This window comes from Paenirhizobium naphthalenivorans (assembly GCF_007992095.1).
GTDB classification, from domain to species: Bacteria; Pseudomonadota; Alphaproteobacteria; order Rhizobiales; family Rhizobiaceae; genus Allorhizobium; species Allorhizobium naphthalenivorans.
Genome location: NZ_BJZP01000003.1, coordinates 234,033 through 253,926, shown reverse-complemented (window position 1 = coordinate 253,926; position 19,894 = coordinate 234,033). Strand labels below are relative to the sequence as shown.

Genomic DNA, 19,894 nt, shown 5'->3' with positions numbered 1-19,894 from the left:
GCGGTTGTCGTCTGTTCGAAAGTCAGACCGGCAGTGCCGAACCGGTTTTGACTTCCTCCATGACGGCATAAGTATGGGTTTCCCGAACGCCCGGCAGTGGCAGGATAACCTCGGAAAGGAATTGGCGGTAGGCTTCCATGCCGGCGACCCGCGCTTTGACCAGATAGTCGAAGCCACCCGCCACCATGTGGCATTCCATCACGTCGTCCGAGCGCTTGACGGCGGATGCGAAGGCGTCGAAAACATCCGGCGTGGTGCGGTCGAGCTTGACCTCGATGAAGACAAGGAGATTGCGGCCAAGCTTCTCGGGTGACAGGATGGCCATATAGCCGGTGATGAAGCCGTCACGCGTCAGGCGGCGGACTCGTTCGGCGGTGGCCGTCGGCGACAGGCTAACGCGCTCTGCGAGTTCGATATTGGTCAGTCGGCCTTCCTTCTGCAGGGTCCGGAGGATCTTCCGGTCGAGCCTGTCAATTTCCTTCATTTGTCGCTACTCTCTGGAATTTTTCTAGTCATTTTTTCTGACTATATCAAAAAAATCAGTGATTAAAATCAGCAATCACTCGATACGTTGTCGATAACACGGAGGTGACAATGATCAAGAGTGCCATGCTCGATTTCCCGCAGTTTTCCGCGCCTTTCGCCGGTGATGACGATCAGTTGATTCGGACCCTCGCGACCCGCCTGTCGCTGAACGCGCAGCAGAATGTATCGATCGACCAGCGCGCCACGCGCTTTATCGAGGCGATCCGTGACAATTCCGGCTCCATCGGAGGTGTCGAGGATTTCCTGCGCGAATACGGTCTGTCGACGCGGGAAGGACTGGCGTTGATGGTGCTGGCCGAGGCGCTGCTGCGCGTGCCTGATGCGCTGACCCAGGACCGCCTGATCGAGGACAAGCTGAAAGAGGGCGGCTGGAGCGAGCATGAGGCGCATGGCGACAGCTGGTTCGTCTCCGCCTCCGCCTGGGCGCTGGGCTTGTCTGCCCGTGTCATCCGTCCGGGAGAGACGCCGGAAGGTGTCATTCGTGGACTGGTCAAGCGCATGGGGCTGCCGACCGTGCGCTCCGCCACCAAGCAAGCGATGCGCTTCCTCGGACACCATTTCGTCCTCGGCGAGACGATGAAGGACGCGCTCGGCAGGGCGGCCAAGAGTGAGGAAAAGGGCTATCGCCACTCCTTCGACATGCTGGGCGAAGGCGCGCGCACCGCCGACGACGCCAAGCGCTACTTCAAGTCCTACGCCGACTCGATCGAGTCGATCGGCGCCTTCATGACCAAGCACGGCAAGGGCAGCCAGCTGCCGGACCGCATGGGCATTTCGGTCAAGCTTTCGGCGCTGCATCCGCGCTATCTCGCCACTCATCATGAACGGGTGATGCGCGAACTGGTGCCCGATCTCTTGAAGCTGGCGCAGATGGCCAAGGCGCATCAGTTGAACTTCACCGTCGATGCCGAGGAGGCCGATCGTCTCGAGCTGTCGCTCGACGTGATCGGCGCCGTGTTCTCCGATCCGTCGCTTGCCGGTTGGGACGGGTTCGGTCTCGCCATCCAGGCCTACCAGAAGCGTGCGCCGCAGGTGATCGACTATATCGACGATCTGTGCCAGCGGAACGGACGCCGCATGATGGTGCGTCTCGTCAAGGGCGCCTACTGGGATACCGAGGTCAAGCGTGCCCAGGAGCGCGGCCTTGACGACTATCCTGTCTGGACCCGTAAACCGGCGACCGATCTGTCTTATCTCGCCTGTGCGGCGCAGCTTCTGTCCAAGCGGGCGCGCATCTTCCCGCAATTTGCAACACACAATGCGCTGACCGTGTCGATGATCCTCGAGCTGGCCGGCTCCGACCGCAGCGGTTTCGAATTCCAGCGGCTGCACGGCATGGGTGAGGCGCTGTACAATAACCTGCTTTCCGGAAACGAACGTATCGCCTGCCGCATCTACGCGCCGGTCGGCGGTTATCGCGACCTGCTTGCCTATCTCGTGCGGCGTCTGCTGGAAAATGGCGCCAACTCGTCCTTCGTCGCCGTGGCCGGCGACAAGAACGTGCCGATCTCCAGCCTGCTGGAGCGCCCGCTCGAACGGCTCGGGATCGACAAGGGCAAGGGTGCGCGGCACAGCCAGATCCCCATGCCGAACGGGCTCTATGGAGACCGCCACAACAGCTCCGGGTTGGAATTCGGCCATCGCCAGAGCCTTCAGGCGTTGATCGCCTCGCTCGCCGGCCAGACGACGCAGGTCGAGGCCGGTCCGCTGGTGCCGGGTGCCAGCGGCCAAATGGAGACCCAGCCGGTGCTGTCGCCAGCTGATCGCAGCCGCGCTGTCGGCACCGTGCGCAATGCCGCCGTCGCCGACGTCGACCGTGCCTTTGTCGCCGGCCGCAAGGGGTTTGCCAGGTGGTCGAAGATGCCGGTCGAGGCGCGCGCCGCCTGCCTCGACAAGACCGCCGACCTGATGGAAGAAAACCGTGATCGGCTGCTGGCACTGCTTTCCGCCGAAGCCGGCAAGACGCTGGACGACGGCATCGCCGAAATCCGCGAGGCGGTCGATTTCTGCCGCTATTATGCGCAGCAGGCCCGCAAGCTGTTCGGCGAGGCCGAAGCCATGCCTGGCCCGACCGGCGAGAGCAACCGCCTTTTGTGGCGTGGCCGCGGCGTCTTCGCCTGCATTTCGCCTTGGAACTTTCCTCTGGCGATCTTCCTCGGCCAGGTCTCGGCGGCCCTTGTCGCCGGCAATGCCGTGGTCGCCAAGCCGGCGCCGCAGACACCGCTGATCGCCTTCGAGGCCGTCAAGCTGATGCATCAGGCCGGTGTTCCTGCCGATGTTCTGATGCTGCTTCCCGGCGGCGCCGAAGTGGGGGCGGCGATCGCTGCCCACCCGGCACTTGGTGGTCTGGCCTTCACCGGTTCGACCGGAACCGCCCAGTCGATCAACCGGACGCTTGCCGCCAAGACCGGCCCGATCGTGCCGCTGATCGCCGAAACCGGCGGTATCAACGCGATGATCGTCGATGCCACCGCGCTTGCCGAACAGGTGGCTGATGACGTCGTCATGTCGGCCTTCCGCTCGGCCGGCCAGCGCTGCTCGGCATTGCGTATCCTCTATCTTCAGGAAGACATCGCCGACGGCATGCTGGAGATGATCGAGGGGGCGGCCCGCGAGCTCAACCTCGGCGATCCGGCGCTGACGACGACCGATGTCGGTCCGGTAATCGACGAGAAGCAGAAGGCCATGCTCGAAGGGCATATTGCCGACATGCGCAAGGGGCAGAAGGTCCGTTATGCGGGGACGGTGCCCAACACCGGCAATTTCTTCGCGCCGCACATCGTCGAACTCGACAAGCCGGAAGCGCTGACCAAGGAGGTCTTTGGCCCGATCCTGCATGTCGTGCGCTGGAAAGCGAAGGACCTCGGCAAGGTAATCGAGTCGATCAATGCGACCGGCTATGGCCTGACTCTTGGTGTCCACAGCCGCATCGAGCAGACCATCCGCACCGTCACCGAAGCGCTCGACACCGGCAATGTCTACATCAACCGCAACATGATCGGCGCGGTGGTCGGCACCCAGCCGTTCGGCGGTTCGGGCATGTCTGGCACAGGCTTCAAGGCTGGCGGACCGGCCTATCTGATGCGTTTCGCGCTGGAGCAGGTGATCTCGGTCAACACTGCCGCCGCCGGTGGCAATGCCAGCCTTATGGCGATCGGTGAAGGCTGACAGCGCGCACGGTCCGGGCGTTTCGCTCAAGAAATGAGGGGGAGAGGCGCGTGCGTCTCCCCCTCATTTGCTTTGGGTCGACGACACTGGCCGGCGATGGGCCTGTCCGCGCCACAAGACGGAGCGAGCACCTCACTCCGCATACTGCCCTTCATTCCCTTTTTTGTCGTTCTTCGATAAACGGTAGAGCGATCCGGCACTGTCCTGGCACAAGATCTCCGTCCTAGCCTTGGCGGGGTACGGCCGGAGGAGCCGGGATGGGGCAAAGGGGAGAGTGCTGCACATGCGCGAATTCAAGACCGACATCGAGATCGCCCGGGCGGCGCAGAAGAAGCCGATCCAGGAGATCGGTGCCAAGCTCGGTATTCCGGCTGAACAGCTGGTGCCCTATGGGCATGACAAGGCCAAGGTCTCGGCCGAGTTCATCCGCTCGCTCGGCGACCGGCCGGACGGCAAGCTGATCCTGGTGACGGCGATCAATCCGACGCCGGCGGGTGAGGGCAAGACGACCACCACGGTCGGGCTCGTCGACGGGCTGAACCGGATCGGCAAGAACGCGATGGTGTGCATCCGCGAGCCCTCGCTCGGTCCATGCTTCGGCGTCAAGGGTGGAGCGGCTGGCGGCGGTTATGCGCAGGTCGTGCCGATGGAAGACATCAACCTGCACTTCACCGGCGATTTCCATGCCATCACCTCGGCGCATAATCTGCTGTCGGCGCTGATCGATAACCACATCCACTGGGGTAACGAGCAGGGGATCGACAGCCGTCGTGTCAGCTGGCGACGCGTTCTGGACATGAACGACCGGGCGCTGCGCGACATCGTCTGTTCGCTCGGCGGGCCGGCCAATGGCTATCCACGCGAAAGCGGTTTCGACATCACGGTGGCCTCCGAGGTCATGGCCATCCTTTGTCTTGCCGCCGATCTTGCCGATCTCGAGCGGCGGCTGGGCGACATCATCATCGGTTACAGGCGCGACAAGAGTCCGGTGTTTGCCCGCGACATCAAGGCCGATGGGGCGATGACGGTGCTTCTGAAGGACGCGATGCAGCCCAATCTGGTGCAGACGCTGGAAAACAATCCGGCCTTCGTCCATGGCGGACCGTTCGCCAATATCGCCCATGGCTGCAATTCGGTGATCGCCACCAAGACGGCGCTCAAGCTGGCTGACTATGTCGTGACCGAGGCGGGCTTTGGCGCAGATCTCGGGGCGGAGAAGTTCTTCGACATCAAGTGCCGCAAGGCGGGGCTTAATCCGGCCGCCGCCGTGATCGTCGCCACGGTCAGGGCGCTGAAGATGAATGGCGGGGTGAGCAAGGAAGACCTCGGCGTCGAGAATGTCGAGGCGCTGACGCGAGGCTGTGCCAATCTCGGCCGCCATATCGCCAATGTCCGCCGCTTTGGCGTGCCGGTCGTCGTGGCAATCAACCACTTCACTTCGGATACCGATGCGGAAGTGGCGGCGGTCAAGGACTATGCGGCGGGGGAGGGGGTGGATGCGATCATCTGCCGTCACTGGGCCGACGGCGGGGCGGGTATCGAGGAACTGGCGCGCCGGGTGGCGGACCTTGCCGCATCCGGCCAGGCGGCGTTCAAGCCGCTTTACCCGGATACCATGCCGCTGATGGAGAAGATCGAGGCTGTGGCCTCGAAGATCTACCATGCCGCGGAAGTTACCGCCGACAAGGCGGTGCGCGACCAGCTCGCCCAATGGGAGGCGCAGGGCTACGGACATTTGCCGGTGTGCATGGCCAAGACGCAATATTCCTTCTCGACCGATCCGACGCTGCGCGGCGCGCCGGAGGGCCATGTCGTACATGTGCGTGAAGTGCGGCTTTCGGCCGGCGCGGGCTTTGTCGTCGCCATCACCGGCGAGATCATGACCATGCCCGGCCTGCCGCGCTCGCCGGCCGCCGAGCGGATCTCACTTAACGAGCAGGGGTATATCGAGGGCCTGTTCTAGGCGGGGGATTTCCTCGACACGGCCGGCGAGCGCGGCAAGCATCGCGAGCCGCCTGACTGCCGATCCTTGTGTTGCCATTTTACACCGTCGCGCTGATTGCAAAATCATGATTAAAATAATCATGTATGTATTGTTGACTAAAATCATCATGTTTATTAGGTGACATAAGTGAGGCGGGCAACAGCTGCCCGCCCAGATTTTGACATCAACTAGATCGGCTTTGCTCGATGCGCTCGGCGCTTTCGGGGACGGTAGGGCTTTGCCGGTGAAAGGACGTATTTCCCATGGTCGTTCGGCATTTCAGACCACTTCTTCTTACCTGCACGGCGCTGGTTGCCGTTGCGCCCGGATTTTCCGCCCTTGCCCAGCAGGCAGACGCTTCCGGCTCCGCTGCTGGCGACACCCAGCTCGAGACCATCGTTGTCAAGGGGAAGCGCGTAGCCCAAGGATCTGTCGCGGACACGCCGCTCGCCACGCAGACAACGCAAGACGACATCGCCAAGAAGGAGATCGATAGTCTCGAGGACCTCGGCAATACGACCGAGCCGGGCGTCACCTTTGTCGAGGCGACGCAGAGCGTCAACATCCGTGGCCTGGAAGACGATCGCGTGCTGACGACCATCGACGGCATTCCGATCCCCTATCTCTCCGACCTGGTGCGCAGCTCCTTTGGGGGCGCGAACAGCTATGATTTCTCGTCGCTTTCCTCCATCGATATCCTGCGGGGAGCGGATTCGAGCCGGGCCGGTTCCGGCGCGCTCGGCGGTGCCGTGTTGCTACGGACACTGGAGCCGGAAGACCTGATCGGCGAAGGCAAGGACTTTGGCGGTGTTGCCAAGACGACTTATGACAGCTCCGACCAGTCGTTCGGTGGTTCGCTGGCGGTCGCCAAGAAGGTCGACAATACGTCCGTCCTCTTGCAGGGCAGCTACAAGAAAGGTCACGAGCAGGAGACCGGGGGCGATGTCGGCGGCTATGGTTCGACCCGCACCGAAGCCAATCCGGAGGACTACGACAAGACGAACGTGCTGTTCAAGATCCGCCAGGACCTCGAAGGCGGCCACCAGATAGGCATCACCGCCGAGCGTTACGACTTCGATTCGACGACGAACCTGAAAGGTACCCAAGGCAGTACCTACGCCAAGGACAATTACGACGAGATTTCAGACAATACCCGCAACCGCGTCTCGCTCGACTATCGCTATGAGGCGATCGCCGAGGACAGCCTGATCGACGCGGCCTTCGCCACGCTCTATTGGCAAAAGACCGAGCGCAAGGAAGGCACTGACGGCTACCGCAACACCGCGCCGATCGGCGACTACAGCCGCATCAGCACCAACGAGGAGGAGGCTTTCGGCTTCGCCGGCTATATCTACAGCGATTTCGCCACCGGCATGCTACAGCACAGGCTGACTATCGGTACGGATCTGAGTTTCGCCACCACGACCCAGTTTGCCAGGGGCGAGGATAGCTGCGATGTCACCTACGTCCCGACCTGCGCTTACTTCCACAACAACCAGGCCGACATGCCGGAAACGGACTCGAAGAGGATCGGCCTTTATGCCGAGGACCGGATCGAGATCGGTTCGAGCGGCTTTTCGCTGACGCCCGGCCTGCGCTTCGACTGGTACGACTACGATCCGCAGGAGACCGCGGGCTATGAGAACAACAGCGGCTATTCAGGGCTGCCCGACGGCCAGTCCGACTGGGCGCTGTCGCCCAAGCTTCGCGCCGGCTGGCAGGCACGTCCCGACGTCGAACTGTTCACGCAGTTTGCCACCGGCTTCAAGGCGCCTAACGTTTCCCAGCTCTATTCCAACTTTGACAACGGGCCGCTCTACCGGCAGGTCGGCAATCCGGACCTCGAAGCCGAAAGCAGTTACGGCTTCGAGGTCGGCGCGAACCTCGGCGACGAGGACTTCGGTGGCCGGGTGACGGCATTCACCACGCGCTACAAGGACTTCATCGACACCGCTACGGTGCCCTTGGCCGGCTACATGCTCGGCAGTTTCGAGTTCTTCAACCGCGGCAATGTCCGGATCTCCGGTGTCGAGGTGCGGGCTCAGAAGAAGTTCGCCAATGGTTTCAGCGCGCATGGCTCCGTCGCCTATGCCTATGGCGAGGATCTCGACTCCAACGAGGTGCTCGGATCCGTGCCGCCTCTCAAGGCGATCATCGGACTGGGTTACGAGACGGAAAACTGGGGAACCGACGTCAGCCTGATCGCAGCGGCGGCGGTGGACGAGGATTCCACCGCGAGCAGCAAGCCGGCGGGCTACGGCATCGTCAACCTGACGGGCTGGTGGGAGCCGGAGCAGGTGCAGGGGCTTCGTGTCCAGGCGGGCGTTTACAACGTCTTCGACAAGACCTACTTCGACGCGCTCGAGGTGAAGGACGTCGCCAATGCCTCCGAGCTTTATTCGCAAGCCGGCCGTTACTTCAAATTTTCGGTGACCCAAAAATTCTGATCGACGGCATCGGTCCGGAAATGGGAGGCGGCGCGGCACAGGCGCCGCCTTCTGTTTTTCCGGCTCAGCGACAATAGCGGAAATCGCCGTTGCGCTGGAGGATGTCGAGATGCAGGTGATCCTGATGGGTGCTGTCGCTACCGGGTGACAGGACCGTGGGGAAATAAAGACAGGCGGTGGCATTCAGGCTGCGCTGGAACGCAGCCTGCAAGGTGGCGTCCTCCTGGCCGACGGTCGCCATCGGCACATGACCCTTTTCAAACCGCAGTCTGGCAATGTCTACGGCATTGCCACGGGCATGTTCCGAGATCTTGCCAGCATCGGCGCTGTTGCGCTTGCGGCAGATATAGGTGGAGGCTTGGTTGACGGTTATCAGCCTGCCCTGATCCGGCAACGACAGCTCTGCGGCCGGGATGACGATGGTTTTCAGCCATTGCGCCAGATGGAGCGCGGTTTCGCAGCGCATGATGCCTTGCGGCACCAGGTCAACGCCGGGCAGGATGCTGGTCACGCTGATCGGCTTGTCGATGCCGCAGCCCTCCCCATCGTCGATCCGCGACATCGGCTCGAAAACCGCGCCAATCCCGGCCAAGGCCTTGCCGCAGCTCTCGAAGGCGGCGGCGTCTTCCGGCTCGATGACGTCTCGCGGTGCGGACGGCTGTGGCTGCAACAAGGTCGCCGGTTTGCCTGCGGGCTGGGGACCTTTCTCCGGTAGGCCGGCTCCGACGAGGAGGAAAAGGCTTAAGGTGGCGGCGGCGATTCGAAGTGCCATTGGTTAGCCTTTCTATGGGTAGGGGACCCCTGTTAACGCAAAGCTTGGCAGAAGGTTGCCGCACGGCCGCAGGCTGGCGTGGCTTTACGCGGGCGTTCGGCCATAAAATCGGCCCCGGGGCGGAAAATCCCGTTGCGTGGAAAAGCGGCCCACGCTATTAAATCGCCCCATGATCAAGTCGATGAACATGGGTAACTGGTGGTGGGCACGCTAACGCGGCCTTGACCAGTCATGTCCTAAGACAAGTGACCCCAAAGCCGCCCGGAAAACCTGAGGCGGCTTTTTTGTATTCAGGCGCCTGGACCCGGGCCTTGAGAGACGGAGAAACGGAAGCATGGCGACGATCATTCGGGACGATGGCGGAGAAACCTACGAGACGCGTGGCGGGATCACGGTCACGCGCGCGCGGCGACCGACGCCATACGCCGATGCCATCTCGAGCTATATCGATCGGCTCGACGAGCGGCGTGGCGCGGTGTTCTCCTCGAACTACGAATACCCCGGTCGCTACACCCGCTGGGACACCGCCATCATCGACCCGCCGCTCGGCATTTCCTGCTTCGGCCGCAAGGCCTGGATCGAAGCCTACAACGAGCGCGGCGAGGTGCTTCTGTCGCTCATCGCCGACAAGCTGGCGACTGTCGCCGACCTGACGCTTGGAGCGCGCACGGCGCGACGTCTCGACCTTGCCGTCAATGAGCCGGACCGGGTGTTCACCGAGGAGGAGCGCTCGAAGATCCCGACAGTTTTCACCATTCTCCGGGCTGTTACCGATCTCTTCCATTCTGACGCGGATTCCTCGATCGGCCTGTTTGGCGCCTTCGGCTATGATCTCGCCTTCCAGTTCGACGCGATCAAGCTGTCGCTCGAGCGGCCTGAAGATCAGCGCGACATGGTCCTCTTCCTGCCGGACGAGATCCTCGTCGTCGATCACTATTCGGCCAAGGCCTGGATCGACCGCTACGATTTCGCCAAGGGGGGCCTGACGACCCGGGACAAGTCGGGCGAAATCGCGCCGGAACCCTTCAAGCACACCGAGACGATCCCGCCGCGCGGCGATCACCGTCCGGGGGAATATGCCGATCTGGTCGTCAAGGCCAAGGAGAGCTTCCGTCGAGGCGACCTGTTCGAGGTGGTGCCGGGCCAGAAGTTCATGGAACGTTGCGACAGCAAGCCGTCGGAGATTTCCAAGCGGCTGAAGGAAATCAATCCGTCGCCCTATTCCTTTTTCATCAATCTCGGCCATCAGGAGTATCTGGTCGGCGCCTCGCCGGAAATGTTCGTGCGCGTCTCGGGCCGGCGCATCGAGACCTGCCCGATCTCTGGCACCATCAAGCGCGGCGACGATCCGATTGCCGATAGCGAGCAGATTCTGAAGCTGCTGAACTCCAAGAAGGACGAGAGCGAACTGACCATGTGCTCGGACGTCGATCGCAACGACAAGAGCCGGGTTTGCGAGCCGGGCTCGGTCAAGGTCATCGGCCGTCGGCAGATCGAGATGTATTCGCGCCTGATCCACACCGTCGACCATATCGAAGGCCGCCTGCGCGATGGCATGGACGCGTTCGACGGTTTCCTGTCCCACGCCTGGGCCGTCACCGTCACCGGCGCGCCAAAACTCTGGGCGATGCGTTTCATCGAGGCGCATGAGAGGAGCCCGCGCGCCTGGTATGGCGGGGCGATCGGCATGGTCGGCTTCAACGGCGACATGAACACCGGGCTGACGCTGCGCACCGTGCGCATCAAGGACGGCATTGCCGAGGTGCGGGCCGGCGCGACGTTGCTGAACGATTCTATTCCCGAAGAGGAAGAGGCCGAGACCGAACTGAAAGCATCGGCCATGATCGCGGCGATCCGCGACGCCAAGACCGGGAATGACGGCAAAGCCAAGCGCGGTGTCGCCAAAGTCGGGCAGGGGGTCAAGATTCTGCTGGTCGACCACGAGGACAGCTTTGTTCATACGCTCGCCAACTATTTCCGTCAGACGGGGGCGGAGGTTTCGACCGTGCGCACACCGGTGCCGGAAGAGGTGTTCGACCGGATGGACCCGGACCTTGTGGTGCTGTCGCCCGGTCCCGGATCACCCAAGGATTTCGACTGCAAGGCGACGATCAAGAAGGCGCGCGCCCGTAATCTGCCGATTTTCGGCGTTTGCCTGGGGCTTCAGGCGCTCGCGGAAGCCTATGGCGGGGAGTTGCGCCAGCTGGCGGTGCCGATGCACGGCAAGCCGTCACGCATCCGCGTGCTCGAACCCGGCTTGGTCTTCTCCGGGCTCGGCAAGGAAGTGACGGTCGGTCGTTATCACTCGATCTTCGCCGATCCGGCGACGCTTGCCCGTGAATTCATGATCACGGCGGAAAGCGAGGACGGCACGATCATGGGCATAGAGCACACCAAGGAACCGGTGGCCGCGGTGCAATTCCATCCGGAATCGATCATGACGCTCGGCGGCGATGCCGGCATGCGGATGATCGAGAACGTGGTGGCGCACCTGGCGAGACGGGCAAAGGAAAAAGCGGCTTGACCGATGTTGAATTGAGGCCCGCCCCCCGGCGGGCTTCATGCCTTTTGCAGGGGCCGGACAATCGATAGAGACCGGTGGTTCTTGCCCCTTCGCGGTCAGCTATAGCCGCTCAGCCGCCTGGCGATGATGCTGAAGTGGTCGCCGAACAGACGCACTGCGAGGTGCAACAACTTGGCGTCAAAACCGACCCGCCAAATGAGCTTCCTGCCGTGGGCGGCGCGCCATACGGTTTCGGCGACGCGCTGCGGGGGGATCTTCACACCGAGCCTCTCGATCGAACGCGCCTTGACCTTGGCGCCATAGACCAGGGGCGTCGTGACGTAGGAGGCGGTGATGGCGCTGACGGTGATTCCGTGTTCGGCGAACTCGATGCTGAGCCCCTCGGTCAGGCTGCGGACGAAGGCCTTGGCGGCGGCATAAACTGCAAGTTCGGGTACGCCGTATTCGGCCGAGGCCGAGCTCATGCTGATCAGGTGCGCATCGGGCGTCCTTTTCAGCGGCACAAACGTGGCGCTGATCATGTTCAGGATGCCGTCGATATTGACGTTGTTCATCAGGGTGTGGTCGTCCGGCGAGATGTCGATGAACGGCCCCATGCGCAGGATGCCGGCGTTGAGAAAGGCGACGTCAAGGTAGCCGAGGGTATGCTGCGTGAAGCTCTCGACCATGTGGCCGACGGCTTCGCGATCGGTGACGTCGGCGACCATCGGGACGATGCTGCCGTCCGGCGCCCTGGCTTGAAGGCGTCCGAGGCGTGGGGCATCGATGTCGGCTGCACCGACCAGCCAGCCGCGTCTGGCGAAGAGGATGGCGGTTTTCAGGCCGATGCCGGAACCGGCACCGGTGATCAGTATCGATTTCCGTCTCACCTGACTCTCCATGTTCTGGCTTCTGACTTCAGCTGGCCGCGGTTGGTTCTGCGACCTTGTGTTCCAGCCACTCGAGCATGATCTCCGCGGCCTCCCGCCAGCATTGCTCGACGGGCAGCATGTGCGAGGCTTCCGGGATCAGGAGGGCCTCGACGCCGAGTTTCCGTGCCGTGGCATGCACGACCTCGCAGGGGAAGAGCTCGTCGCGTTCTCCACCCAGCACGAGGCGTGGCACCCGATCCGGAAGGCGACAGGTGACACGCTGAAAGAGCATGCCGAGGAAGGCGAGGTAGGATTCGGATCCGAAGTGATGGAGCAGGTGGTCCATGTCGCGTGTCGAGGGCCCTCGTGAGAACAGAAGGCGCCTGGCCAGATCGCGATTGCTGACGATCGGCTTGAGATCGAAGGTGAGTGTGCAGGCGAGGAGCTTTAGCGGGCTCTCGCGCAACACCCGCCACAGGGCCGACCAGGCGCCCCAGGGTGGAACTGAGGCGAGGAGGGCCACGCCGCCCACCGGATGACGCGTGGCGTAGTGCTGGGCGATCAGGCCGCCCATCGAATGGCCGATCACGACAGGGTCGGTGAGGCTAGCTGCCACTGCGGCGACATCCGCGATATAGCCATTGAGCGTGGCCAGCCGTAGGTTGCCTTCGCTGTCGCCATGGCCCCGTAGATCGAGGGCCACTGTATCGAAGCCCGCCTCCGCGAAGAATGGCATGAAATGTTCTTCCCAGTACCATGTCGATGACCAGGCGCCATGGACGAAGAGCAGCTGGCCGCGCTTGTCACCCACGGCCTCAATGTAGCGGATGCCGATGCGACCGGCCGGACCATGCATCGTCCCGGCGCGCAGGTTGCTCATTCGGCTGCCGCAAGCTGCGACGAGGCCAGACCAGGTTCGGCCGGCACAGGGGCCGAGCGTGCGAGGTCGGTCTTCAGCCGCTTGCGGAAGGCCATGTCGTTGACGGTGACCGTGTGTCGCGGCGAGTTCACCTGATCGACATCCGGGTGAGCAAGTTCGTGATCGATCAACCGCGAGAGCGGAGCTCTCGGCTTCCACAGACCGGCGAGGTGTCGGGCAGCGAGCTTGGCCTGGAGTGCAGCGCCGGGCCAGATGCAGCCGAGAGGCTGGAACAGGCCGATGAAGTAGATGTTCTTCAAGGTCTCCGGCATCATCTTCTGGTACAGCCGCACCGGCGCCTTCGACAGGTCTATGAGCGAACTATCAAGGAAGGGGTGGGCGATCTGATAACCGGTGCAGGCGACGATGACGTCAAACTCCTCCGATGTGCCGTCGACGAAGTGGACGCGCTTTCCGTCGAGCCGCTGGATGTCGCGCTTCGGTTCCACCTTGCCATGGCGGATCGCCAGGTAGAGGTCGGAGTTCAGGGTTGGATGGGTCGCCATGATCCGGTGATCCGGGTCCGGCAGGCCGATGTCCCTGTTCTTGCCCTGCAAGAGATTGAGCAGGAATTCCAGACCGGCCAGTTGCAGACGCTTGGGAAACCAGGTGAAGCGGTAGAACAGCTTGTCGACCGGTTGGCCCAGCATGAATTTCGGAATGAGGTAATAGCCGCGCCGCCAGCTGATGGCGGTCTTGGCCGAGACACGCGAGGTTTCCACCGCCACATCACAGGCCGAGTTGCCTCCGCCGATGACCAGCACCCGCTCGCCCGCGAAGGGGGCGGCCCGCTTGTATTCGTGCGAGTGCATCATCTTGCCGGTGAACGTGCCGGGATATTCCGGCATCCGTGGCGTGTGGTGATGGCCGTTGCAGACGCAAAGCGCATCGAACACCTCCGTTGTGAGGTCCTCGTCGCCGGACCGGCGCCAGCTGACAGACCAGCGATCGTCCGGCACGGGCTCGCATTTGACCACTTCGGTTTCGAACCGCACCCGTTCGTCGACGCCGAAGGTCCGGGCGTAGTCCGCGAAATACTTGGCCAGAACCCGGTGAGACGGATAGTCTGCGGCATTGTCCGGAAGAGGAAAATCCTCGTAGGACGAAGTGTGTTTCGAGCTGATGATGTGGGTCGTCTCGAAGACGCTCGAATGGCCGGTCGGATCATCGAAACGCCAGTTGCCGCCGACGCCCTGGCAGCGGTCGAAGCCGACAACGTCGAAACCGAGATCCGTGAAATTCTTGATGGCGGCAATGCCGGCCGGGCCGGCGCCGATCACAGCGACACGCTTTGCAACCATGGGGCCCCTCCTCCCAAAGTGTACCTGTGGTTGAGGTTTGATAAAAAATACGCGCTTGTCAAATGTAATAGTGGCGCGTGCGTCATTCTTGACCAATAAGCTAATGTATAAATTGGATTTTCCTTCTCGAGAGCGATGCTTTGTAAAAAAAAGAAGGCGCGAGTGGGCGAATCAAAGCGAGACCGGAATAAGAAAGCCAACCGCATTGCTCTTCTGGAGACGGCGCGGACGGTGTTGCCGCAACTCGGCTATGGGGCAGTGACGGTGTGCGACATCATGCGCTGAGGCGACCTGATTACGGGACCCCCTACAACTATCTTCACGACAAGGAGGCGGCGTTCGAGGCTCTGGTCGCCGAGATGCTGCATCCGCTTGTCGAGAGGGCTTCGCGGCAGCCGCCGAAGCACCGGCTTGGTCGAGTTCTTCTGGCGCTGTTTGTGCTGGGGGTGGAGTTTGCGTTGAATGATCCTGGCAAGGCGCTTTTGATCGTGCGCAGCCAGACCCTGTTCCGGCGGATCTTCTGCCTCGGGGACAGCAACCGATATCCGGAAGGCCTTTATGGGCTGACGGCACTTGGCCGGCGCAGGCCGCACGACGCCGCTCTGATGGCGGAGACAATGATCGCGCTCGGCGTCGATCTGGTGGTGCAGGTCCCGCTGGCATCGGGGCTCGCATTTCCTTCCTTGTCTCGCTCATTCCTGGAGCGTGGCGACGGGCCTCAACCGACGTCCCGTTTGACAAGCCGGACGACTTGGCTCATACGAGGTCCAACGACCGTCCGCGCGCAAAACGCGGGCGGTTTTGCGTTTTCTACGGGCGGATTTTTGCAATTCGTTCGCATCTGCAAGGACGACTGTGATGACGGAACAGGGCAACGGTATCGTCGCGCGACTGGCTTTTTGGGGTATTCCGCTGTCATTCGGTGTGATGGGACTGAAGTTGGTCGCCTGGTGGCTGACGGGATCGGTGGCGCTTCTGTCAGATGGGCTGGAATCGACCGTCAACGTGATCGCCGCCTTCGTTGCCTATTTCGTCATCCGCTATGCGCAAAAGCCGGCGGACAACGACCACCCCTACGGTCACCATAAGGCGGAATATCTCTCCGCGGTTCTGGAGGGCGTGCTGATCGTGGTCGCGGCACTGCTGATCATCCGGGAAGCCGTCGTCGCCTTGGCGGACCCGCATGTACTCGATGCGCCGGTGTTGGGGCTTGCGATCAATGGCGCGGCCGCTGTAATCAACGTCATCTGGGCCCGCCTCCTGATCCGCATCGGCAAGACCCACAGGTCTCCCGCCTTGTCGGCGGACGGGCAGCACATCATGTCGGACGTGGTGACATCCGTGGGCGTTTTGGTTGGCCTGGTTCTGGTGGTTGTCACCGGTCAGGCGATCCTTGATCCGGCGCTGGCGATCCTGGTGGCCTGCAATATCATCTGGCAGGGTTGGAAGGTGATCTCCCATTCGGTCGACGGCCTGATGGACAAGGGTGTGGAGCCAGCCGACGAGGCGGCGATCAAGGCGGCGATCGCGGCGAATTCGGCGGGCTCGCTCGATGTGCATTACCTGCGTACGCGCCGCGCCGGCACAGTCACCTTCGTCGCGTTCGACCTCGTCGTTCCCGGCCAGATGCCGGTCAGCGATGCGCACAAGATTTGCGATCGGTTAGAAGCCGCCGTGAAAGCTGTTTTGCCGGGCGGGCGCGTGACCATTCACGTCGAGCCGGAAAGCGAAGCGGCGCATGGCGTCCGCGTTGGTATCGGCGGCAAGAGCAAGGGGCAGAATTCATGAGCAAAACCGATGTCAGCGGACTGTCGCAGCTTGGGCAGAGCGTAGAGGCCCCGACCAGCCCGGAGGCGGCCGTGCTGGAAAAGGTGCCGAACGGCAACGCGGGTACTGACTATGTGGTACGGTTCACCGCACCGGAATTCACCTCGTTGTGCCCGATGACGGGCCAGCCGGATTTCGCCCATATCGTCATAGACTACATCCCTGGCGATTGGCTGGTGGAATCAAAGTCGCTGAAGCTCTTTCTGTTCTCCTTCCGCAATCACGGCGCCTTCCATGAGGATTGCTCGATTTATATAGCCAAGCGCCTGGTCGAGCTGCTCGATCCGAAATGGTTGAGGATCGGCGCCTACTGGTATCCGCGCGGCGGCATTCCTATCGATGTGTTCTGGCAGACGGGTGCGCCGCCCGAGGGGGTGTGGCTACCGGAACAAGGCGTGGCGACCTACCGCGGACGCGGCTGAACAAACACCCAAGGCGTTGTCTGCTTGACAATCGGGGCAGACAAGCGCGGCATGAAACGCGGCGCCGTTAACGGATTGGACACCCTGTCGCGAAGCGCGGTGTTAAGGCACGTCTGTCATTTGTTGAACATATGAACAGAGGCTCACATACTATGGCATTCCCTGGGTTCCGTCGCGAGGCCGATATTTCCATTCTGAAGATTGTCGTGCTCGCTGCGGTGGGAATGATCGTGCTCACGGTGGCAACCTTTGCATTTCTGGTCTGGTCGACCTGGAAAATCGACACCGTGTCTGTGGCTCGCCAGAGCGAGCTGGCACGCCATGTCATCAGCCGTTTCCGTCACCAGATTGCCCATGATCAGGAGAGTGCCACGGTCTGGGACGATGCTGTCACCAACGTGCGCGCATACGCCTCGCCCGAAAGCATGGACTGGATCAACGCCAACCTCGGCGAATGGATGCACACCTATTTCGGTCATGATGCCGCTTATGTGATCACCGCGGAGGGGAAGCCAGTCTACGTCTTCTCAGACGGAATGAGGCAGGGGGCGGGCGCATACAATTCGATTGCCGCGACGGCCGCTCCGATGCTGGGGGAATTGCGGGCGGCGCTCATTCGCGGAGATCCGATTGCTCCTGACGAAGGGATCAGCAGTCCCGGCGTTAGTGATTTCCGCCTTCTCAACGGACGCCCGGCTGTTGTCAGCCTGAAGCCGATCATCAGCGACAGTGGCGAGATCGAGCAGGTTGCCGGCGAGGAGTTCATCCATATCGCGGTCCGGTATCTCGATGGGACGTTTCTCCGGGAGCTCGAGACCAAGTATGATTTTGGCGCGATGCATTTCTCTCGCACCGATGAGGAGCGAGCTCAAAAGGCCAGTTTGCCGCTGACGACGACTGGAGGCGACGTTATTGGCTATCTGGTTTGGGAACCCTATCGCCCGGGCCTGGCATTTCTCCAGTCGATCACACCGGCGCTCGTCGCTATCCTGCTCTGCCTGGTCGGCGCAGTCGGTGTCTTCATCGGCATGCTCTATCGTCGCGCTATGGCCAACCGCGAGCAGGAAGCACGCATCCGCTATCTGGCAAGTCACGATTCCCTGACCGGGCTTCTCAACCGCGCCTCGTTCGAAACGCGGCTGGACGCGGCGCTGTCAAGTGCTGCGGGCACACCCCAGCAGATCGCCGTCCTCTATCTCGATCTTGATCGCTTCAAGCCGATCAATGATACGCTTGGACACCCGGTCGGCGACACTGTCATTCGCGAGGTGGCTGAGCGTATCTGTCGACTGGCACCTGAGGGCGCGCCGGTCTGCCGGGTGGGAGGCGACGAGTTTAATGTGCTCGTGCCTTACGCTCAGGTTGAAGAGATCGAGGTGCTGTGCCGTGCGATCGTGCGGTCGATTTGCCAACCCATCGACATCCACGGGCAGAACGTCTTCGTCGGCATTTCGATCGGAGTGGCGCTTTCGCCGGTGCATGGCACGGAGCGAACGGAACTCACGCGCAAAGCCGATGTTGCGCTCTACAGCGCCAAGGCAAGCGGGCGTGGCTGTTACTCGATTTTTGGACCACACATGGATGCGCTGGTTCGGGAACGTGCGGAAATCGAGAGAGATCTGCGTGACGCGCTGTCCGATTACAGTCAATTCGAAGTGCTCTATCAGCCGAAATATTTTGCCGCGACCGGTGCGATTGGCAGCGTCGAGGCGTTGGTGCGGTGGCACCATCCGACCCGTGGCCTCATTTCACCGGCCTATTTCATTCCGATCGCCGAGGAGGCCGGTCTGATACGCGAACTCGGACGGTTCGTGCTCAAGGAGGCGTGTCGTGCGGCGGCCGCTTGGCCGATCGCGAATGTCGCCGTCAATATCTCGGCGGTGCAGCTGCGCGACGAAGGCTTCGCCATGGAGGTCATGGCGGTTCTCGCGGCTACGGGCCTTGCACCGCAAAAGCTGGAGATCGAAGTCACTGAAACAGCGTGGATGGACAGTTTCGACAGTTGTGTTGCCAATATACGGGCACTTCGCGCCGCCGGAATCTGCATTGCGCTCGACGACTTCGGCACAGGTTTTTCCACCTTCGGCCGACTGCACGAAACCGAGGTCGACCATATCAAGATCGACAAGATGTTTGTCGAGGGGCTTGGCAAGAATCGCGGCGACGAAGCGATCATCCAGGCAATCGTCGAACTGGCGCGGGCCAAGGGCTTGAAGACCACGGCCGAGGGTGTGGAGACCGAGGAGCAGAACGCTTTCCTGACGCAGATCGGCTGCGATGAGTTGCAGGGTTTCCTGTTCGCCAAGCCGATGCGCCGGGCGGACGTGGCGGACCTGCTGTCCAAAACCGGTTGGAAACGCAAAGCGTTTGTCGGTGGTCTGGGACGATCCGCAGACGACGGGAAAAAAGAAATCGGCGGGTGAAGACCCGCCGACCGCATTTGTCTTGTCTTGGTGCTGAACGCAGCGATCAGCCGAGTACGAGAGCCGCGCCGCCCAGGGCGGTCAGCGCGCCGAGCAGACGGGTAACGAGCGGGCCCATCCGGCCGAGCGCTATGCCGAGGCCGACGCCGGCGGCATGGAGTGCGGCTGTCGCAACCAGGAAGCCGATGCCGAACTGCAGAGCCCCGGCCGCACCGAGTTCGCCACCGTGCGCGTGACCGTGGAAGAAGGCGAACAGGCCGACGACGGCGGCGGATGCTGCAACCGGGAGACGGGCTGCGGTTGCCACCAGCAGGCCAAGGCCGATCACCGAGGCGAGGACAGCCGGCTCGACGAAGGGCACTTCAATGCCCGAAACAGCAAACAGGAATCCAAGGGCCATGGTGCCGACGAAGGCGGCCGGAACAGCGAGAAGCGCACGACCGCCGATCTGCGAGGCCCACAGGCCCACGGCCACCATGGCGAGGATATGGTCGGCGCCAGACAGCGGATGGGAAAGGCCGGCCATCAGCGAGCCGTGCTCGGCCGGATCGAGATGGGCGAAAGCAGGGGCTGCTGCTGCGGTGAAAATCGCGGCGGTGATTGAAAGGCGTTTGAACATGGTTGTCCCTCTTTTTGGTCGACACGGCGCCCGGAAATCGGTCGCGCCGGCCTACGGCTATATCGCACCGCGAAGACTATCGTAAGCTCTT

13 protein-coding genes are annotated in these 19,894 nt (G+C 62.2%); 7 read left to right on the top strand and 6 right to left on the bottom strand.

Annotation, left to right across the window (positions count from 1 at the left end):
- Window positions 1-22: 22 nt before the first annotated feature.
- Window positions 23-484 (bottom strand): Lrp/AsnC ligand binding domain-containing protein, encoded by a 462-nt coding sequence (locus RNA01_RS04655; protein ID WP_147178792.1) that lies wholly within the window; start codon window positions 482-484, stop codon window positions 23-25.
- A gap of 110 nt (window positions 485-594) precedes the next feature.
- Here RNA01_RS04655 and putA point away from each other — a divergent pair, with 110 nt between their 5' ends.
- From putA to RNA01_RS04640, 3 genes are all read left to right on the top strand, one after another.
- Window positions 595-3,714: a bifunctional proline dehydrogenase/L-glutamate gamma-semialdehyde dehydrogenase PutA gene (gene putA, locus RNA01_RS04650; protein ID WP_147178791.1), complete on the top strand. Its 3,120-nt coding sequence runs from the start codon at window positions 595-597 to the stop codon at window positions 3,712-3,714.
- A gap of 283 nt (window positions 3,715-3,997) precedes the next feature.
- The gene (locus RNA01_RS04645) at window positions 3,998-5,677 is read left to right on the top strand and encodes a formate--tetrahydrofolate ligase (protein ID WP_147178790.1); all 1,680 of its coding nucleotides are present in this window, start codon (window positions 3,998-4,000) and stop codon (window positions 5,675-5,677) included.
- Between the two features lie 284 nt (window positions 5,678-5,961).
- Window positions 5,962-8,145 (top strand): TonB-dependent hemoglobin/transferrin/lactoferrin family receptor, encoded by a 2,184-nt coding sequence (locus tag RNA01_RS04640; RefSeq protein ID WP_147178789.1) that lies wholly within the window; start codon window positions 5,962-5,964, stop codon window positions 8,143-8,145.
- A gap of 64 nt (window positions 8,146-8,209) precedes the next feature.
- On the opposite strand, the gene RNA01_RS04635 is transcribed toward RNA01_RS04640, so the two are convergent.
- Window positions 8,210-8,917, bottom strand: coding sequence for an extensin-like domain-containing protein (locus RNA01_RS04635; RefSeq protein ID WP_147178788.1), 708 nt, complete (start codon window positions 8,915-8,917; stop codon window positions 8,210-8,212).
- A gap of 334 nt (window positions 8,918-9,251) precedes the next feature.
- Between RNA01_RS04635 and RNA01_RS04630 the strand changes: the two genes are divergently transcribed.
- Window positions 9,252-11,441, top strand: coding sequence for an anthranilate synthase (locus RNA01_RS04630; RefSeq protein ID WP_147178787.1), 2,190 nt, complete (start codon window positions 9,252-9,254; stop codon window positions 11,439-11,441).
- A gap of 95 nt (window positions 11,442-11,536) precedes the next feature.
- Here the strand turns inward: RNA01_RS04630 and RNA01_RS04625 are convergent, their stop codons facing one another.
- Genes RNA01_RS04625 through RNA01_RS04615 form a run of 3 tightly spaced genes read right to left on the bottom strand, consistent with a single transcriptional unit; the run spans window position 11,537 to window position 14,512 of the window.
- Entirely contained in the window at window positions 11,537-12,310 is a 774-nt protein-coding gene (locus RNA01_RS04625) for an SDR family NAD(P)-dependent oxidoreductase (RefSeq protein WP_170253357.1), read from the bottom strand.
- 28 nt (window positions 12,311-12,338) lie between these two features.
- Window positions 12,339-13,172: an alpha/beta hydrolase gene (locus RNA01_RS04620; protein WP_147178785.1), complete on the bottom strand. Its 834-nt coding sequence runs from the start codon at window positions 13,170-13,172 to the stop codon at window positions 12,339-12,341.
- On the bottom strand, window positions 13,169-14,512 hold the full coding sequence (locus tag RNA01_RS04615; RefSeq protein WP_147178784.1) for a flavin-containing monooxygenase: 1,344 nt from the start codon (window positions 14,510-14,512) through the stop codon (window positions 13,169-13,171). Before RNA01_RS04615 ends, RNA01_RS04620 begins: the two co-directional genes overlap by 4 nt.
- A gap of 858 nt (window positions 14,513-15,370) precedes the next feature.
- Between RNA01_RS04615 and RNA01_RS04610 the strand changes: the two genes are divergently transcribed.
- The 3 genes from RNA01_RS04610 (at window position 15,371) to RNA01_RS04600 (ending at window position 19,184) form a co-directional block, all read left to right on the top strand.
- Complete coding sequence (locus RNA01_RS04610) at window positions 15,371-16,300, top strand: cation diffusion facilitator family transporter (RefSeq protein ID WP_147178783.1); 930 nt, start codon at window positions 15,371-15,373, stop codon at window positions 16,298-16,300.
- Window positions 16,297-16,761: a preQ(1) synthase gene (gene queF / locus RNA01_RS04605; RefSeq protein WP_147178782.1), complete on the top strand. Its 465-nt coding sequence runs from the start codon at window positions 16,297-16,299 to the stop codon at window positions 16,759-16,761. The genes RNA01_RS04610 and queF overlap by 4 nt, the downstream gene beginning before the upstream one ends.
- A gap of 152 nt (window positions 16,762-16,913) precedes the next feature.
- Window positions 16,914-19,184 (top strand): putative bifunctional diguanylate cyclase/phosphodiesterase, encoded by a 2,271-nt coding sequence (locus RNA01_RS04600; RefSeq protein ID WP_170253356.1) that lies wholly within the window; start codon window positions 16,914-16,916, stop codon window positions 19,182-19,184.
- Window positions 19,185-19,230: 46 nt separating this feature from the next.
- Here RNA01_RS04600 and RNA01_RS04595 read toward each other — a convergent pair whose 3' ends face one another.
- Window positions 19,231-19,803 carry a HupE/UreJ family protein gene (locus RNA01_RS04595; protein WP_147178780.1) on the bottom strand — a complete coding sequence of 191 codons (573 nt, stop codon included), beginning with the start codon at window positions 19,801-19,803 and terminating at the stop codon, window positions 19,231-19,233.
- Window positions 19,804-19,894: the final 91 nt, after the last annotated feature.

Excerpts from the sequence above, each read along its gene's own strand:
- putA (WP_147178791.1), top strand. The coding sequence starts at position 595 with ATGATCAAGAGTGCCATGCTCGATTTCCCGCAGTTTTCCGCGCCTTTC.
- RNA01_RS04645 (WP_147178790.1), top strand. The coding sequence starts at position 3,998 with ATGCGCGAATTCAAGACCGACATCGAGATCGCCCGGGCGGCGCAGAAG.
- RNA01_RS04600 (WP_170253356.1), top strand. The coding sequence starts at position 16,914 with ATGGCATTCCCTGGGTTCCGTCGCGAGGCCGATATTTCCATTCTGAAG.
- RNA01_RS04630 (WP_147178787.1), top strand. The coding sequence starts at position 9,252 with ATGGCGACGATCATTCGGGACGATGGCGGAGAAACCTACGAGACGCGT.
- queF (WP_147178782.1), top strand. The coding sequence starts at position 16,297 with ATGAGCAAAACCGATGTCAGCGGACTGTCGCAGCTTGGGCAGAGCGTA.
- RNA01_RS04595 (WP_147178780.1), bottom strand. The coding sequence starts at position 19,803 with ATGTTCAAACGCCTTTCAATCACCGCCGCGATTTTCACCGCAGCAGCA.
- RNA01_RS04655 (WP_147178792.1), bottom strand. The coding sequence starts at position 484 with ATGAAGGAAATTGACAGGCTCGACCGGAAGATCCTCCGGACCCTGCAG.
- RNA01_RS04635 (WP_147178788.1), bottom strand. The coding sequence starts at position 8,917 with ATGGCACTTCGAATCGCCGCCGCCACCTTAAGCCTTTTCCTCCTCGTC.
- RNA01_RS04610 (WP_147178783.1), top strand. The coding sequence starts at position 15,371 with ATGACGGAACAGGGCAACGGTATCGTCGCGCGACTGGCTTTTTGGGGT.
- RNA01_RS04615 (WP_147178784.1), bottom strand. The coding sequence starts at position 14,512 with ATGGTTGCAAAGCGTGTCGCTGTGATCGGCGCCGGCCCGGCCGGCATT.
- RNA01_RS04620 (WP_147178785.1), bottom strand. The coding sequence starts at position 13,172 with ATGAGCAACCTGCGCGCCGGGACGATGCATGGTCCGGCCGGTCGCATC.
- RNA01_RS04640 (WP_147178789.1), top strand. The coding sequence starts at position 5,962 with ATGGTCGTTCGGCATTTCAGACCACTTCTTCTTACCTGCACGGCGCTG.